The organism is Dyadobacter sp. CY351, from assembly GCF_021502625.1.
Classification (GTDB): Bacteria; Bacteroidota; Bacteroidia; order Cytophagales; family Spirosomataceae; genus Dyadobacter; species Dyadobacter chenhuakuii.
Genome location: NZ_JAKFFU010000002.1, coordinates 413,679 through 428,748, shown reverse-complemented (window position 1 = coordinate 428,748; position 15,070 = coordinate 413,679). Strand labels below are relative to the sequence as shown.

Here is a 15,070-nt window from a genome sequence, read left to right as displayed (position 1 = left end):
CATTTTCTTTAATGCAAGAAACCTTCTACCCATTTACGCTTGCCCAGCACGAGTTGCGGTATGAATTTGTAAGCGTCAGTGCTGAAAAGCGAGTAAAAAAGGTTGTTTTAGTAAGGCAATCCGATGACGAGACAGTTTACAACTTAGCCCTTCTTGATCTTCTATCAGACGGTGAACTTTGTGACATAACGGAAACAAAGAATAAGGATTTCCGAACAGTTATGGCAACGACTATAAAAATTATAACTGATTTTTTTAAGAGAAACCCAGGTAGCAACGTTGTCTTTCGAGGAAGTGATCCTAAACGGCACAGGTTGTACAGCATGATCATTACCAGAGAATTACATGCCTTCCATAATTCTTTCGAAATTTTAGGCGTAATAGTTAGCGTGCTCTATCCATTTACAAGCAATAGTTCTTATCATTTTTATCTAATCAGAAAAAAGCATGACACGAATTAAAGAAGACGACAAAGCTGCGAAGCTTACAGGTGAGCAGATCGTAAAAAAGAAGCTTGACGAGGTAAATGCAATGCTAAGGAAAATGGATCCAGCGCAGTTAGAGCGCATTAGAAAAGGCAAATCAATTCACTCGAATGATTAAACCCTTACTATTTGGCGCATTCATGCTGTCGAGCCTTCTCTATTGCTGTGCTCAGCCTGCGACCACACCAGCAACCTCTCCTAACTACAATTTCGCCTCCACCCCTTCCTGGGAGGATGAATTCGATTACGCTGGTAAGCCTGACCCGAAGAAGTGGAGCTATGACCTGGGGGATCAAGGCTGGGGGAATAATGAGTTGCAGAATTATACAGATAAGATCGAAAATGCCAAAGTGGAAAATGGGCATCTGGTCATTGAGGCTGTTAAAGGAAAGTCGGGAAAGGCTGATTATAGTTCGGCGCGGCTGGTTTCGAAGGGTAAGGCGGATTTTACTTATGGCAAATTCGAAACCCGTGCGAAGCTTCCGAAAGGCCGCGGCACCTGGCCTGCGATATGGATGCTGGCGAGCGGAAACAGCTATGGAAATAAGGGTTGGCCGGATAATGGTGAGATTGATATCATGGAACACGTAGGTTTTGACCAGAACCGGGTTCATGGGAACATTCATACCAAGGCTTTTAACCATGCTATAAAGACGAATAAGGGTGATAATGTCGTCGTTGAAATGGTTTCGGAAGAGTTTCACATTTATTCCTGTGAATGGACGCCGGAAAGCGTGAAGATCCTGTTGGACGGCAAAGACTATTTTACTTTTAATAAAGAAGCTGGCTACGACTGGGCTCAATGGCCCTTTGATAGACCTTTTCATTTAATTTTAAATATGGCTGTCGGAGGCAATTGGGGCGGACAGAAAGGCGTGGATGACAGCATTTTCCCTCAAAAAATGGAGGTGGATTACGTGCGCGTTTACCCGCTTGTCGAGAAAAAGTAACTTTGAAATTCGAGCGCATGGAAGTATCTTGCGCTATGGATAATTTCGTTGTCTCGGCCAGAAAGTATCGTCCCGTCACTTTCGACTCGGTGGTTGGCCAGTCACACATCACTACAACTTTAAAAAACGCAATCCGCACCAATCACCTGGCGCAGGCTTTCCTTTTTTGCGGGCCGCGAGGGGTTGGAAAAACAACTTGCGCAAGGATCTTAGCCAAAACCATCAACTGCCAGAACCTTGGCGATGATGTGGAAGCGTGCGGTGAATGCGAATCTTGTGTCAGTTTTCAAAACAATGCATCATTCAACATTCATGAGCTGGATGCTGCTTCTAATAACTCCGTTGAAGATATCCGTAACCTGATAGACCAGGTTCGTTACCCGCCTCAAACCGGGAAATACAAAATCTATATTATTGATGAGGTGCACATGCTTTCGCAAGCTGCCTTCAATGCATTTTTGAAAACGTTGGAAGAGCCGCCTGGTTACGCCATTTTTATCCTGGCGACCACGGAAAAGCATAAAATTCTGCCAACCATTCTTTCCCGTTGCCAGATCTTCGACTTCAACCGCATTCAGCCGAAAGACATCGCTTATCACTTGTCAGATATCGCGCAGAAAGAGGGTATCGAAACAGAAAAAGAAGCATTGGAGCTGATCGGCCAGAAGGCTGATGGCGGTCTTCGGGATGCGCTTTCGATGTTTGACCTGAATGTGACATTTTCGACAGATAACAGGCTTACTTATGAAGCTGTGCTGGAAAATCTGCACATTCTGGACTACGATTATTATTTCAAAATCACAGATGCGCTGACTTCGGGCAGCATTGCCCGCTCGCTGGTTTTATTTGATGAAATTTTGAGAAAAGGCTTTGACGGTCATTTGTTCGTGGTTGGCCTTTTGGAACATTTTCGGAATCTCCTGGTCTGCAAGGACCCGCAAACTGTCACGCTTTTGCAGGTTTCGGAATCAGCGGAACGGAAATATCAGCAGCAGTCGGCATTGGCGGATATGAGCTTTTTGTTGTCTGCGCTGAGCATTGCCAGCCAGTGTGATATCAATTATAAATCGGCGAAAAACCAGCGGTTGCATGTGGAGCTTTGTTTGATGAAGCTCGCCAATCTGCCCCATGTTCTTCAACTTTCTTCTCTTGCCGCCGTTGATGAAACGGCAAAAAAAAAAGTTGAGCCTGAGTTAAAACCTTTAAATACTGCCCCTGCAACGCCCATTGAAACGCCCAGCAATGGTTTGCCCTTAAATGGAAATCATACCGAGGCTCCGGCGCGCGTTGCACAGCCAGTTGCACACGCCCCTTCGCGTCTCAAAAATACGATTGCATTAAGTCCCACAGCGGCGGCGGCAGAGACAGCAGTTAAAGAAAAGCCAAGTAGTGAGCTTGAGAACGGCTATGCGGCCACGCAGACCAATGTAAGAAAAGAGGCACTTACATTCGAAACGCTGCAAACGCATTGGTATGAATTCGCCGAAAAGCGAAGGATAGCAGGTAACTCCACAACGGAAGAAATCAGTTTGAACAAAGAATTCAAACTGGAAGGCACGAGCATTGAAATCGCTTTGGACAACACGCACCAGTTGGAAGCAATGGCGAATGTGCGTTATGAACTGCTAACCTATCTTAAAAGTCGCATTGATGCACCGAGGCTGGAAATAAACCCGCGCGTGGCACCGCAGGAAGTGAACAGGCTTCCTTACACCCCGGCAGAAAAATTCAATTTTATGGCGGAGAAAAATCCGTATCTGCTGGAATTGAAACAAGCTTTGGGATTAGATGTAGATTTTTAATTTATCTTCTTGCTGACAGAAAAATTTCATGAAGCTTCAATATCTGCGGAATCAAAGCTGATCTTTCGTCATTATTGACAAAAAAATTGCCGACCATTCTCCGTTCGTCGTCCGAAACCTGTCTCTTTACAATGGCCCTGATCTGGTCCTCGCTGCGATTGTCCCTTTGCAAGATTCGGGATATCCGCAATTCTAGTGGCGCTTCAACCACAACCACATAATCCAGTGCATTGCGGTCGCCAGCCTTATTCATAATGGCTGCTTCCTTTACGACATACGGCGATCCTGCATGATTTTCAACCCAATCTGCGGTGTCCTGCATGACGACGGGATGAATGATTGCATTCAGTTTTTTGAGTAAATGTTCATTGCTGAAAACCAGCGAGCTAACATATGCTGTATTATAATGTCCTTCGCTGGTATAGGAATCTTTTCCTAACAGCGAGACAACACTTTCAATGATTTGGGGATTGTGATTGGTGAGCCATTTGGCCCGGCTGTCTGCATTGTAAACGGGAATGCCCAGGCAGGCAAACAATTTACAGACAACACTTTTCCCAGAGCCGATTCCGCCGGTAATTCCAACTTGAAGGGGAAGTGACATGACGGAAAAATGACGTGAATGATGAATTTACGGCGTGATCACATTGAGATACTGTGCCACCTCAAAACTAATGTAAACGTCCCGGTGACTCACCTCTACCAACGGCGAAACCGGCAGGGGGATGGGCAGGCTTTCGTCAAAGTTGTTTTGGATCTTGGGCGTAGGAACGCTGACACGGATTGTATCCGGATAAGTCTTGATCAACGAAACGGGCCCGTCGACAGATATAAGCGATGGGGAAACATTAATAATGCTTGAAATAACGTAACCATCCCGGATATTTATCGCCGCGCTATCCACCCGGATAGGAATGATCTTCCTGATCTTTCGCTCGAAATTGAGCTCGAATGTATCCGCAATAACATAATTCACGTGCAGGTTTGGGAACAATTCCGTGATCTGGTCCGTCAATGTGGTCGAGTTGATGAAACTTGCCTCATTGGGGTTGTTGACCTTATAAACCACGGGATTAGCATTGAAATTAAGCCAGGATTTTTGCAGCAGCGTCCAGCCGTCGCCCGAGACATTCACGGAAATCCGTTTTGGTAATGGCTGCATAGGAACAAAAGCCGAATAATCATATTCGATGTCCAGGGGATAATTAAGCTTAATCGAATAATTATCCTTGTTCAATACATTCATTAACCAAAAAAACGAGGCTGCCAGAATACATACAAAAAAGGTCTTGACTTTATTCTGGCCTGATGGTGCGTTACTCATAACATGACTTTACCCTGCAATAGTACGCGCAACCGCTGACTTATCCACTGTAAGCTTCACTCCTTTATCCAGTTCAAGCGTAACAATGGCATCCTCAACAGTATAAACCCGCGCGTGGATCCCTCCTATTGTAACGACCTGATCTCCTTTTTTAAGATTGCCAAGAAGCTCTTTTTGCTCTTTTTGTTTCTTTTGCTGCGGACGGATCATGAAAAAATAGAATACACCAATGATACCAACCCACATCACGACCTGGTAAATCATGGCTTCTGAACCGCCACTTGCTGCTTGTGCTAAAATCGAAAATTTCATTATAATGGATGGATTAGTAAGTTGTTAACCTTTCGGTTGTGATAGAGAAAGCTAGTTGAGTGTATCAGGCTTGGAAGCTGCGTTTACAATTCCTTTCAGCCTGAGCTCCGTGTAAGCCGGCTCCGTGTTGGCATAAACCGTTATGGTTTTTACCTGCGGGCCAGTTTTATTTTTACTGTCAAAACGGACTTTAATGCCGGAAGTCTGCTTCGGACCAATGGGATCTTTCGGCCACTCCGGCGTGGTGCAGCCGCAAGATGAAGTTATATTATTGAGGATCAAAGGATATTCGCCATCATTCCGGAACTTGAAATCATGTTCAACAACCTCCCCTTCCTGAATTGTCCCGAATTCAAATGTTGAACTATCGCTCAAAGTAAAAACAGGCATCTTTGAGTCTGCCTGTTTTGAATCTTCTTTATTATCGCTTTTGGAACAATTGGAAAGTAATAATGCAACTCCCAATAAGAAACCCAATGACCGTATTTTCATATGAAATAAATCAGCTGGTCTGACCTTTGATTTGTGCCATCAGGCGATCTACGTCTTCAAGTAACTTTTCTGCTTTTTCGCGTGCATCATTGACAACACGCTCGCCCTCAGTCTTTGTGAAGTTATCAGGCTGGTCTTTTTTCTGAACCAGATCATCTATAACATCCTGTAATTTTTCTCTGTATTTAGACAATCTATATGTCAATTGCGTACGCAGAACCTCCCCTTTATCAGGTGCATAGAGGATCCCGAGAGCAGCGCCAGTGACACAACCGGTTAAAAATGCGATTAAACTATTGCTCGTTTTACTCATGACTTTTGGTTTTTAGCTGTAATTATTGTGCTCAGCCTATTTGTTATCTATCAGTCCGCGTCCGCTTTTTCTGATCACGCCTTCTTTGGCCAGTTTAACCGAAAGCACGTCCAGGACACCATTTACAAACTTACCGCTTTTTGGCGTACTGTACCTTTTTGCAATTTCAATAAACTCGTTGATGGTTACTTTCACAGGAATTCCAGGGAAATGGATCAGCTCTGCAAGCGCCGTCTTCAGAATGATCAGATCAACCAATGCAATCCGGTCAAGTTCCCAGTTTTTCAGGTGCTCATCCAGATAAACATCATACTGGTCACTCTCCTCAACAACAATCCTGCAAAGTTCCTCAACAAAAAACCGGTCTTCTTCCCAATCTTTTGTCAACGGAGAAATTTCAAATGTTGCGCTGTTATCTGCTGATCTTAATGTTTTGATAGCAAGGCTCCTGATCAGTTCGCTATGGTCTACCCAGTAAAGATCGCGCTGTTCCAGATATTCTAGGGGCACTTCATGCTTTAATATAACCTGCCGCAAAACGTGTTGCACAATGGCCTGATCTTCTTCCGGCGTATGCGATGCGTTTTTGCAATAAGCTGTGTATTCCTCGTCCTTGCGCAGTGCTTCGCGATAGGTTTTCCGGATCAGGTTCATTTCATTACTCCAATTGATCCCGTTCCTGATAATTTCTTCTTCAAGCGTTTTATCAGCAATCAAAACCTGGATAACCCGGTTTGTATCGAGTCCGGCATCCTTTGGAAAAGGCGCCTCAGGATCATCGTATCTTCTTTCGCGGTCTATTTTAGCCTGATGCGAAAGCTCTATTAACATGGATAAAACCCGGATGAAATCCACGTAAATGGATTCCGTCTCATTCAAAACCCGGCGAACCATTTTCTCCCCATCGGAAGTTGTTTGTCTGCTGTATGCCTCAAAAGCGCTCCGCGCCACTCTGATCACCTGCTCAGGAAGTTCTTCATCTTCCTTCGGCTTTCCGTGCTTGATAAATTCATCGAGGGTCATTCCGGCAAGCTTTCTCATTCCCGACAGTTTCGCCCGGTCCTGAAATTCCATGGAATTAAGATCCGGCTGAAAAGCCGCTTCAATGTGGTCTAAGGCCAGTAAACGATTGGCATCTCTTGTAAGCTGACGGGCATAAAGCGCCTGAACCGCCTTAGTTCTTAATAATCTTCTATTCAGCATAAGCCGGAACACTAATTGGATAAAAGGTACAGTAAATCAAAGAACGTATCTGTATTTGGCAGGGCCGTTTGAATACTTTCCCCTGCGTTTTTCGTTTAAAATTGACCGCAAAAATAGACTATTTTGTTTAGAATCGAAAAAATGAAATGCCGTCTTTTAAATTTGCAACGTTTTGAAACGATAGGATGTTGGTTAGTTATCGCCTGTCTGGCTTGGGAAAATCCGCAGTTAAAATAAGATATAGTGAAAGCATTAAAGTACCTCAACCAGTACTTATGGAAATACAAGTGGTATCTGATCCTTGGGACCATTTTTACAATTATTTCTAACCTTTTTGGAATAATCCCTGCCCAGCTTGTGCGTTACGCGCTGGATCTGGTGATTGAGACGCTGGATATCTATTATCTGTTCAACGGCGCCGCTTTGCAGACTGAGATGTATGACATTTTCGCGTTCAGCATCCTGCTATATGGCTTGTTAATCCTTGCTATGGCGCTTCTTAAAGGGATTTTCCTGTTCCTTGTCAGGCAGACAATCATCGTTATGTCTCGGCATATCGAGTTCGAGCTTAAAAATGACATTTACCAACATTACCAGACCTTACCAGCCAGTTTCTTCCGCCGTCACAGCACAGGCGACCTGATGGCCCGGATTTCCGAGGATGTGAGCAATGTCCGCATGTATGTCGGTCCGGCATTAATGTATGGCATTAACCTGATCGTCCTGTTCTTTCTCGTCATTTCCTACATGCTCTCCGTGAGCACGAAGCTTACTCTATTTGTGCTGCTGCCCCTCCCGGTGCTTTCGATCAGCGTTTACATTGTGAACAGCATGATCATGAAACGCTCCCAGGAGATCCAAAAGCAGCTTTCCGGACTGTCCACTTACGTGCAGGAAGCTTTTTCAGGGATAAGGGTTATTAAATCCTTTGTTCAGGAGAAACATTCATATACGAATTTTGAAAGAGAGGCGGAAGATTTTAAAAAGAAATCATTGAGCCTGACCAAGGTCGACGCCTTCTTTTATCCTGTAATTGTCTTGCTGATCGGACTTAGTAACATTCTCGTCATTTTCGTCGGCGGGCAGGAAATCATCAATGGAAACCTCACGCCTGGGAACATTACGGAGTTTATTTTATATGTCAATATGCTGACGTGGCCCGTGATGGCGCTCGGCTGGACAACGAGTCAGATCCAAAGGGCAGCATCTTCACAAACTCGGATCAATGAGTTTTTAAATGAAAAAACAACATTGGTTTCGGTTAAAAATATCGAAAAACCACTCGAAGGCGCGATCACATTCAAACATGTAGGCTTCGTTTATCCTGATTCCGGTATAAAGGCATTGCACGATTTTGATTTGGAGGTAAAACCGGGGGAAAGTGTAGCAATTCTAGGAACTACGGGTTCTGGAAAAAGCACGCTGGCCCATTTGTTAGGCCGTCTTTACGATCCGACAGAAGGTGAAATCCTGATCGACAACATTCCAATGAAGGACTACGATGTGCATGCTTATCGCCGGCAAATTGGCTATGTGCCTCAGGATGTGTTCCTTTTCTCTGATTCGATTGAGAACAATGTTCGCTTCGGAACAACGGATATGCCGTTTGAACGAATTGAGCAAGCCATTAAGGATGCGGACTTGTATAACAACATTAAAGACTTCCCGCAGGGTTATCAAACATTGCTAGGTGAACGCGGCATAACGCTTTCCGGAGGTCAAAAACAGCGGCTATCCATTGCCAGAGCCATCGCACGTGACCCAAAAATCCTCGTTCTCGATGACTGCTTGTCCGCCGTCGATACCAACACGGAGAACATTATCCTTAACAATCTGAAACGCATCATGGATCAGCGCACCTCCGTGATCATCTCCCACCGCGTCTCCTCCGCCAAGCTCGCCGACCGCATCGTAGTGCTGGACGAAGGAAAAATTATCGAACAAGGAACCCACGCCGAACTAATGGCGCTCAACAGGGCGTATAAGGAGTTGTATGAGAAGCAGTTGGTTGCGGAAGAAGCGTAAATTTGGCCTCTGCAACAATAATTGCTGGATATTTGTATATTTATGGTGCTTTATTTGCAAGAATTATGAGACAGACCATCACAGTTGACATAATTAATGAAAAAGCGCTCAATCTTTTAATGGATATGGAGCGCCTTGAACTGATCAGTTTAAGGAAGGAAGAGCGGAAAGCGCCAGCAGATAGGTTGCAAATTGCTCAATATAAAGGAGTAATGTCAAAACAGTCTATCCAAGATGTTGACACTCATCTGGATGAACTTCGAGCAGGATAATAAAAGCCGCAGAAATTCGAAAACTGCATAATCTTAAACTTCCGGATGCGATTATTGCTGCAACGGCAATGGTATATAATCTTACGTTGGTGACACGAAACACTAAGGATTTTTCGAATATCAGCGGGTTAACATTGATAAATCCTTACGATCAATAAATCAAAAGCAACATTACTTCGACACGATATCCTTTACCAGCTTCCGCATCTCTTCCTTCAATTCGCGCATTTCTGAATGTAAAGTCAGCAAACTCACTTGCTTGTTATCCGCTTCGAGGTCAAAAGTCAGTTTACTATTAACAATCCAGATTTCCTTGATCTCACTCCTATCCAGTTTAATAGGGCTGTATTCCGGGTTTGAAGAAATTAGATTGATAAACGTTGATTGACTTTCCTGCTGTATCTTTTTTACCAAAATGCTGTCAACCGTCACAACGACGTAGATCTGCTTCGGACTCACGTCCTCCCAATCATCAAGCGCCTTCCCGACGATCCATTCGCCAGAATGAAGCACCGGCGACATACTATCGCCTTCCACCTGAAAACCTCGGAATGTAGCATTCCGGAATTCGGGCAGCGGGATAGAAAAGGCCGGCAATGTTTCAAACCATTGTGCATCCCCAATGTTGTTGGGATAACCGGCTGCCGCCTTGGCACTTACCAGCACGATGTTGTCTTTGCCAGCATTATCCACGGTCACAACCTTAGGACTCATCAGCAACTTGTCCGGCTGTAAATATTTCTGCTTGCTATCGCCGAAAAGCCACAATGGGTTAATGCTATATTTTCGCAACAATTCCTTTACAACCTGCCCGGGAATCCGCGTCCGCCCACGCTCAATGTCAGCGGTCGTCGCGCTAATGCCCAGCTCGTCTGCAAACGCAGACTGGGTCAAATTCAATTCTTCCCTTATTTGTTTAAAACGCTTGAATTCCTCGTCGATCTGCATAGCCGAATGATCTGGTCAAAAAATCTGTAACTCCTTATCACAAGCAAAGATACATATTTTTTGGAATATTTCCTTTTTAATTTTGGATATGCTCCATATATTTGGAAATAATCCATATTTTTGTAAAAATTCCAAACGCAATGGACCGTACGATACTACATCTGGATCTGGACACATTTTTTGTGTCGGTGGAGCGAAAGCACGACAGCCGTCTTAATAACCGCCCCGTACTCGTTGGCGGCACCGGGGACCGGGGTGTAGTAGCGGCATGCAGTTATGAAACCCGACCGTTTGGCGTGCATTCCGGCATGTCCATGAAGATGGCGCGTATGCTTTGCCCGGAAGCGACGATCATTCGCGGCGAAGCCGGGATTTATTCCAAAGAGTCGAAACTTGTGTCGGAGATCATTGCGGACACTGTGCCCGTTTTCGAAAAAGCCAGCATTGATGAATTTTATGCCGACCTGTCCGGGATGGACAAGTTTTTCGGCACTTATCAGCTTGCTACCAACCTGAGAGAGCGCATCAAACGTGAGAGCGGCCTTCCTATTTCCTGCGGCCTTTCGACCAGTAAAGTTGTGTCTAAGGTAGCGACCGGCGAGGCAAAACCGGACAGTCACAAGAAGATCGAAGCAGGAACGGAAAAAAGCTTTCTGGCGCCCATGCACGTGCAAAAGATTCCGATGGTCGGGGACAAGACGAACAAGATCCTGTATGATATGGGCGTCAAATATGTGAAGACGATACAGGAAATGCCGGTGGAAATGATGGGCGAAATATTGGGTAAAAACGGCATTCTGCTCTGGAACCGCGCAAATGGGCTTGACAACTCTCCTATCATCCCGTTTCATGAGCGCAAATCTATCTCGAATGAGCGGACTTTCGGCAAAGACACCGGCGACGTGAAGCGAATGCGGGAAATGCTGCGTGCAATGGGTGAAAATCTGGCTTACCAGCTTCGGAATGGCAATAAACTCACTTCCTGCATTTCTGTTAAGATCCGGTATTCGGATTTTAATACGGTTTCCAAACAAGTGAAGATTCCTTACACATCTGCTGATCATACATTAATTCCTCAGATTGAGAGGCTATTCGATTTGCTGCATAATCGTCGAATGATGGTGCGGCTTGTAGGAGTCAATTTCAGTGATCTTGTTTCCGGCAGTCATCAGATCAACATGTTCGACGACTCTGAGGAGAAGTTAAATCTTTATCAGGCCATGGATTATATCCGGAACAGATACGGCACCGACAAGCGCGGAAACGCGATTCTAAGCTGGGGCACCACCATCGGCATCCCCAACATTTCCAGCATGGGAAACCCCTTCAACGGCGACCCACCCAACATCCCCGCACATCGGAATGCGTGAATTTACCCGACGAATAAGTTTACTTCCAAAATACCATGCTACTCAACTGTCACTCTTATTTCAGCCTTCGTTTTGGGACTATTCCGGAACAGGAATTGCTTCAAATAAGCAGGGAAATCGGTTATGGCTGCATTGCACTGACCGATATTAATAACACATCCGGCTGCCTGAACTTCATTAGGATGGCGCCAAAATATGACATTAAACCAATAGTAGGAATTGATTTTCGTAATGGAATGCAGCAGCAATATGTAGGGTTAGCTAAAAATAACGCCGGGTTTCAGGAGCTGAATGCTTTCCTGTCAAAACATTCTTTATTAAAAGAAGCATTCCCGGATGAAGCACCGGAGCTGGAAAATGCGGTGTTCATTTATCCCTTTGAAAAACTATTTGCTACTAAAAAAGAAACGTTGCTACCCAATGAGTTCATTGGCATTGCGCAAAAAGACCTGAACAGAATACGCTTTTCACCATTATATAAGCATAAGGAAAAGTTTGTGGTTATGCAGCCGCTGAGTTTTCGCAACAAGCGTGATTTCAACATGCACAGGCTATTGCGGTCGATCGATGAAAACACATTGCTAAGCAAGCTTTCACCTGCGGAAACGGGCGAAGAATCCGAGCAAATCATGCCGTTGAAGGTTTTGGAATATCATTTCAAGGAAAAAGATCTTGATTTCATTATCCATAACACCGAAAAACTGATGGAGGAATGCAGCATTCATTTCAATTTCGGTGATGACCGGGAGCATCAGAATCTGCGGGTTTATGGTGAAAGCGCAAAAGACGATTACCAAAAACTGACGTCACTCAGTTATCAGGCACTGGGCTATCGATACGGTGCGCATGTAACGGACGAGATTTTTGACCGGATCGCTATGGAACTCGATCTGATCCAGAAGCAGAATTTCGTGCCGTTTTTCCTGGTTAACCATGACATTGTCAGCTATGCGCGACGGAAAGGCTATTATTATGTAGGTCGCGGAAGTGGCGCGAACAGCATTGTGGCTTATCTGCTAAACATTACGAATGTTGACCCGATAGAGCTGGACCTTTATTTTGAACGTTTCATCAACCTTCACCGTAAAAATCCGCCCGATTTCGACATAGACTTTTCATGGCGCGACCGCGAGGATGTGACACAATACATTTTCGACACTTTCGGGAAAGATGGGCAGGCATCGTTGCTGGCGACTTACAGCACATTCCAGCACAGTGCGGCCGTGCGTGAGTTAGGCAAAGTTTTCGGTTTGCCTGCTTATGAGATCGATGCGCTGAGCAATGGGAAATTTGACCCTAAAAAACTGGATCAAATTTCGGGGCTGGTCATTAAGTATGCGGGTTATTTGCAGGATAATAATCAGCCGAACCATTTGAGCATTCACGCGGGCGGAATCCTCATTTCGGAAAGGCCTATCCATTATTTTACCGCAACCGATGTGCCACCCAAAGGCTTCCCTACCACGCAATTCGACATGGTGATTGCGGAAGATGTGGGACTAAACAAGTATGACATTCTTGCGCAGCGTGGATTGGCGAAGATCAAGGAAACTTTGGAAGTGATCCGATACAATCGCCCTGAGGAGCAGCCTATTGACATTGACGATGTCAAAAAATTCAAGACTGACCCAAAAATCAACGAGCTCATCAAGCAAGCACAATGCATTGGTTGCTTTTATGTGGAATCTCCTGCTATGCGCATGCTTTTACGTAAGCTCGAAGTGGATAACTATCTCGGTCTGGTGGCGGCAAGCTCCATTATCAGGCCTGGCGTGGCGAAAAGCGGCATGATGCGCGAATACATTTTGCGGCACCAAAATCCTGAGAAAATCCAGGAAGCACATCCTGAACTATTAAAATTAATGCCCGAAACGTACGGCATTATGGTTTATCAGGAAGATGTGATCAAGGTTGCGCACTATTTTGCCAAGCTTACATTGGGCGAAGCCGATGTGATCAGGCGTGGAATGAGCGGCAAATTTCGCGGGCGCGATGAGTTTGAGCGTGTGAAGAAAAAGTATTTCAAAAACTGCTCGGATATGGGCTATGCCCCGCAAACGACACAGGAAATCTGGAATCAGATCGCCAGTTTTGCCGGCTACGCATTTGCGAAGGGACATTCTGCGTCCTATGCAGTGGAAAGTTACCAAACCCTTTTCCTGAAAGCCTATTATCCATTGGAATATATGGTGGCCGTGCTGAATAATGGCGGAGGTTTTTACGCACCGGAATTATATCTGCACGAAGCCCGCATGATGGGCGCAACCATCATGGCGCCTTGCGTGAACAACAGCAATGCGCAAGCCGTGATCAAGGGAAAGGACATTTATCTGGGATTGCAGTTTTTGAATGAAATTGAAGAAAAAACGATCCTGAAAATTGTGTCGGCGCGCGAGCAAGATGGCGTGTTCACATCCTTGAATAATTTCATTGATCGCGTGGCCATTTCTATAGAGCAATTGACGATCCTGATCCGCATTGATGCATTCAGATTTACGGGAATTAACAAAAAAACATTGCTTTGGAAAGCGCATTTCCGGCTCAGTAAAACACCGGCAAAAGTCCCGCAGAAGCAGTTGTTTCATACGGAAGTGAAAGATTATCAGCTCCCGACGTTCCACTCTTCGCCGATTGACGATGCATATGATCAGATAGAATTACTGGGTTTTGCACTGTGCAGCCCCTTCGATCTTTTGAAAAATGCGCTGCCGAAAAGCGTTATGAGCAAAGACCTCCATGCTTATGTTAATCGCGAAGTGGTGCAATATGGGTATCTCGTAGCAGTTAAAAACACACGGACGGCGAGGGGTGAAACCATGCAATTCGGCACTTTTCTGGATCAGGAAGGGCATTTCATTGATACCGTGCATTTTCCGCAGGTCGCAGCAAAGTTTAACTTTTCTGTAAAAGGTGTTTATAAAATCCGTGGCGTAGTCACAGAAGAATTTGGTTTTTTAACGATCGAAGTGATTGAAATTACAAGGATGGACTCCGCAACGCGTTAAGGTTATAGAAAGGGAAATTTTATTACGTTTTCATCCGGCTTTCGCTGGTTAAAGCAGTACCTTGACTCATCTTAATATTTCTATACAAAACGATTATGACAAAGCGAATCCATCTTATCCTTGCGCTTGCCTGCATTTTTGAGGCATGTACAAAGAAAGAATCCGAATCCTCCTCAGCGAAAGAAAACACTGCTCAACCTGTTTCTGAATGTTACGCTTACGCAACCGACAAGGACTCTGCCTTCCTGCATATTGAAATGACAGCTGAGAACATTGTGACCGGGGAATTGGAATACAGTCTGTTTGAAAAAGATAAAAACCGGGGCAAAATAGAGGGTAAAATCAATGGTGACACATTGCTGGCCGATTACCAATTCATGTCCGAGGGCGTAGAATCCACACGTGAAGTGGTGTTTCTAAAAAAGGATGGCAACTGGGTCGAAGGATTCGGGCCGGTGGATGAAAAAGACGGTGGCATGAGGTTCAGCGACAGATCTAAGTTGGATTTCACCAATGGCCTTACGTTTAGAAATGCTAAGTGTCGCTGATTTCGAAAAAGTCGCAAGTTT

Annotated in this window: 17 protein-coding genes; 10 read left to right on the top strand and 7 right to left on the bottom strand. The window is 44.9% G+C overall.

Annotated features, from left to right (window positions below; genetic code table 11):
- Window positions 1-11 precede the first annotated feature (11 nt).
- From L0660_RS26280 to L0660_RS03875, 4 genes are read left to right on the top strand one after another with little or no spacing between them, the layout of a single operon-like run.
- Window positions 12-461: a DUF6934 family protein gene (locus tag L0660_RS26280; protein WP_409013380.1), complete on the top strand. Its 450-nt coding sequence runs from the start codon at window positions 12-14 to the stop codon at window positions 459-461.
- The gene (locus tag L0660_RS03885; protein ID WP_233795647.1) at window positions 448-603 is read left to right on the top strand and encodes a hypothetical protein; all 156 of its coding nucleotides are present in this window, start codon (window positions 448-450) and stop codon (window positions 601-603) included. The genes L0660_RS26280 and L0660_RS03885 overlap by 14 nt, the downstream gene beginning before the upstream one ends.
- The gene (locus L0660_RS03880) at window positions 596-1,435 is read left to right on the top strand and encodes a family 16 glycosylhydrolase (RefSeq protein ID WP_235158256.1); all 840 of its coding nucleotides are present in this window, start codon (window positions 596-598) and stop codon (window positions 1,433-1,435) included. Before L0660_RS03885 ends, L0660_RS03880 begins: the two co-directional genes overlap by 8 nt.
- Before the next feature lie 35 nt (window positions 1,436-1,470).
- The gene (locus L0660_RS03875) at window positions 1,471-3,237 is read left to right on the top strand and encodes a DNA polymerase III subunit gamma/tau (protein WP_235158503.1); all 1,767 of its coding nucleotides are present in this window, start codon (window positions 1,471-1,473) and stop codon (window positions 3,235-3,237) included.
- A gap of 1 nt (window position 3,238) precedes the next feature.
- Here the strand turns inward: L0660_RS03875 and coaE are convergent, their stop codons facing one another.
- Genes coaE through nusB form a run of 6 tightly spaced genes read right to left on the bottom strand, consistent with a single transcriptional unit; the run spans window position 3,239 to window position 6,881 of the window.
- A complete protein-coding gene (coaE, locus tag L0660_RS03870; RefSeq protein WP_235158255.1) occupies window positions 3,239-3,841 on the bottom strand; it encodes a dephospho-CoA kinase in 603 nt (200 codons plus the stop codon).
- Window positions 3,842-3,868: 27 nt separating this feature from the next.
- The gene (locus L0660_RS03865; protein WP_229204294.1) at window positions 3,869-4,561 is read right to left on the bottom strand and encodes a hypothetical protein; all 693 of its coding nucleotides are present in this window, start codon (window positions 4,559-4,561) and stop codon (window positions 3,869-3,871) included.
- Window positions 4,562-4,570: 9 nt separating this feature from the next.
- A complete protein-coding gene (gene yajC / locus L0660_RS03860; protein ID WP_233795644.1) occupies window positions 4,571-4,873 on the bottom strand; it encodes a preprotein translocase subunit YajC in 303 nt (100 codons plus the stop codon).
- A gap of 51 nt (window positions 4,874-4,924) precedes the next feature.
- Entirely contained in the window at window positions 4,925-5,365 is a 441-nt protein-coding gene (locus L0660_RS03855) for a DUF1573 domain-containing protein (RefSeq protein WP_235158254.1), read from the bottom strand.
- A gap of 10 nt (window positions 5,366-5,375) precedes the next feature.
- On the bottom strand, window positions 5,376-5,678 hold the full coding sequence (locus L0660_RS03850; protein ID WP_026632678.1) for a YtxH domain-containing protein: 303 nt from the start codon (window positions 5,676-5,678) through the stop codon (window positions 5,376-5,378).
- Window positions 5,679-5,714: 36 nt separating this feature from the next.
- The gene (nusB, locus tag L0660_RS03845; protein WP_235158253.1) at window positions 5,715-6,881 is read right to left on the bottom strand and encodes a transcription antitermination factor NusB; all 1,167 of its coding nucleotides are present in this window, start codon (window positions 6,879-6,881) and stop codon (window positions 5,715-5,717) included.
- A gap of 243 nt (window positions 6,882-7,124) precedes the next feature.
- Between nusB and L0660_RS03840 the strand changes: the two genes are divergently transcribed.
- The 3 genes from L0660_RS03840 to L0660_RS03830 all read left to right on the top strand — a co-directional run bounded on the left by L0660_RS03840 (window position 7,125) and on the right by L0660_RS03830 (window position 9,336).
- Window positions 7,125-8,906, top strand: a complete 1,782-nt coding sequence (locus L0660_RS03840) for an ABC transporter ATP-binding protein (RefSeq protein WP_235158252.1) — start codon at window positions 7,125-7,127, stop codon at window positions 8,904-8,906.
- Between the two features lie 65 nt (window positions 8,907-8,971).
- Complete coding sequence (locus L0660_RS03835; protein ID WP_235158251.1) at window positions 8,972-9,178, top strand: hypothetical protein; 207 nt, start codon at window positions 8,972-8,974, stop codon at window positions 9,176-9,178.
- Window positions 9,175-9,336 (top strand): PIN domain-containing protein, encoded by a 162-nt coding sequence (locus L0660_RS03830; RefSeq protein WP_310589301.1) that lies wholly within the window; start codon window positions 9,175-9,177, stop codon window positions 9,334-9,336. The genes L0660_RS03835 and L0660_RS03830 overlap by 4 nt, the downstream gene beginning before the upstream one ends.
- A 13-nt stretch (window positions 9,337-9,349) precedes the next feature.
- Here L0660_RS03830 and L0660_RS03825 read toward each other — a convergent pair whose 3' ends face one another.
- Window positions 9,350-10,126 (bottom strand): LexA family transcriptional regulator, encoded by a 777-nt coding sequence (locus L0660_RS03825; RefSeq protein WP_235158250.1) that lies wholly within the window; start codon window positions 10,124-10,126, stop codon window positions 9,350-9,352.
- Between the two features lie 140 nt (window positions 10,127-10,266).
- On the opposite strand from L0660_RS03825, the gene L0660_RS03820 reads away from it, so the two are divergent.
- The 3 genes from L0660_RS03820 (at window position 10,267) to L0660_RS03810 (ending at window position 15,049) form a co-directional block, all read left to right on the top strand.
- Entirely contained in the window at window positions 10,267-11,496 is a 1,230-nt protein-coding gene (locus tag L0660_RS03820; protein ID WP_235158249.1) for a DNA polymerase IV, read from the top strand.
- A gap of 35 nt (window positions 11,497-11,531) precedes the next feature.
- Window positions 11,532-14,501 carry a DNA polymerase III subunit alpha gene (locus L0660_RS03815; protein ID WP_235158248.1) on the top strand — a complete coding sequence of 990 codons (2,970 nt, stop codon included), beginning with the start codon at window positions 11,532-11,534 and terminating at the stop codon, window positions 14,499-14,501.
- A gap of 95 nt (window positions 14,502-14,596) precedes the next feature.
- Window positions 14,597-15,049, top strand: a complete 453-nt coding sequence (locus tag L0660_RS03810; RefSeq protein WP_235158247.1) for a hypothetical protein — start codon at window positions 14,597-14,599, stop codon at window positions 15,047-15,049.
- The last annotated feature ends 21 nt before the right edge of the window (window positions 15,050-15,070 follow it).

Excerpts from the sequence above, each read along its gene's own strand:
- L0660_RS26280 (WP_409013380.1), top strand. The coding sequence starts at position 12 with ATGCAAGAAACCTTCTACCCATTTACGCTTGCCCAGCACGAGTTGCGG.
- L0660_RS03885 (WP_233795647.1), top strand. The coding sequence starts at position 448 with ATGACACGAATTAAAGAAGACGACAAAGCTGCGAAGCTTACAGGTGAG.
- L0660_RS03880 (WP_235158256.1), top strand. The coding sequence starts at position 596 with ATGATTAAACCCTTACTATTTGGCGCATTCATGCTGTCGAGCCTTCTC.
- L0660_RS03875 (WP_235158503.1), top strand. The coding sequence starts at position 1,471 with ATGGATAATTTCGTTGTCTCGGCCAGAAAGTATCGTCCCGTCACTTTC.
- coaE (WP_235158255.1), bottom strand. The coding sequence starts at position 3,841 with ATGTCACTTCCCCTTCAAGTTGGAATTACCGGCGGAATCGGCTCTGGG.
- L0660_RS03865 (WP_229204294.1), bottom strand. The coding sequence starts at position 4,561 with ATGAGTAACGCACCATCAGGCCAGAATAAAGTCAAGACCTTTTTTGTA.
- yajC (WP_233795644.1), bottom strand. The coding sequence starts at position 4,873 with ATGAAATTTTCGATTTTAGCACAAGCAGCAAGTGGCGGTTCAGAAGCC.
- L0660_RS03855 (WP_235158254.1), bottom strand. The coding sequence starts at position 5,365 with ATGAAAATACGGTCATTGGGTTTCTTATTGGGAGTTGCATTATTACTT.
- L0660_RS03850 (WP_026632678.1), bottom strand. The coding sequence starts at position 5,678 with ATGAGTAAAACGAGCAATAGTTTAATCGCATTTTTAACCGGTTGTGTC.
- nusB (WP_235158253.1), bottom strand. The coding sequence starts at position 6,881 with ATGCTGAATAGAAGATTATTAAGAACTAAGGCGGTTCAGGCGCTTTAT.
- L0660_RS03835 (WP_235158251.1), top strand. The coding sequence starts at position 8,972 with ATGAGACAGACCATCACAGTTGACATAATTAATGAAAAAGCGCTCAAT.
- L0660_RS03825 (WP_235158250.1), bottom strand. The coding sequence starts at position 10,126 with ATGCAGATCGACGAGGAATTCAAGCGTTTTAAACAAATAAGGGAAGAA.
- L0660_RS03820 (WP_235158249.1), top strand. The coding sequence starts at position 10,267 with ATGGACCGTACGATACTACATCTGGATCTGGACACATTTTTTGTGTCG.
- L0660_RS03815 (WP_235158248.1), top strand. The coding sequence starts at position 11,532 with ATGCTACTCAACTGTCACTCTTATTTCAGCCTTCGTTTTGGGACTATT.
- L0660_RS03810 (WP_235158247.1), top strand. The coding sequence starts at position 14,597 with ATGACAAAGCGAATCCATCTTATCCTTGCGCTTGCCTGCATTTTTGAG.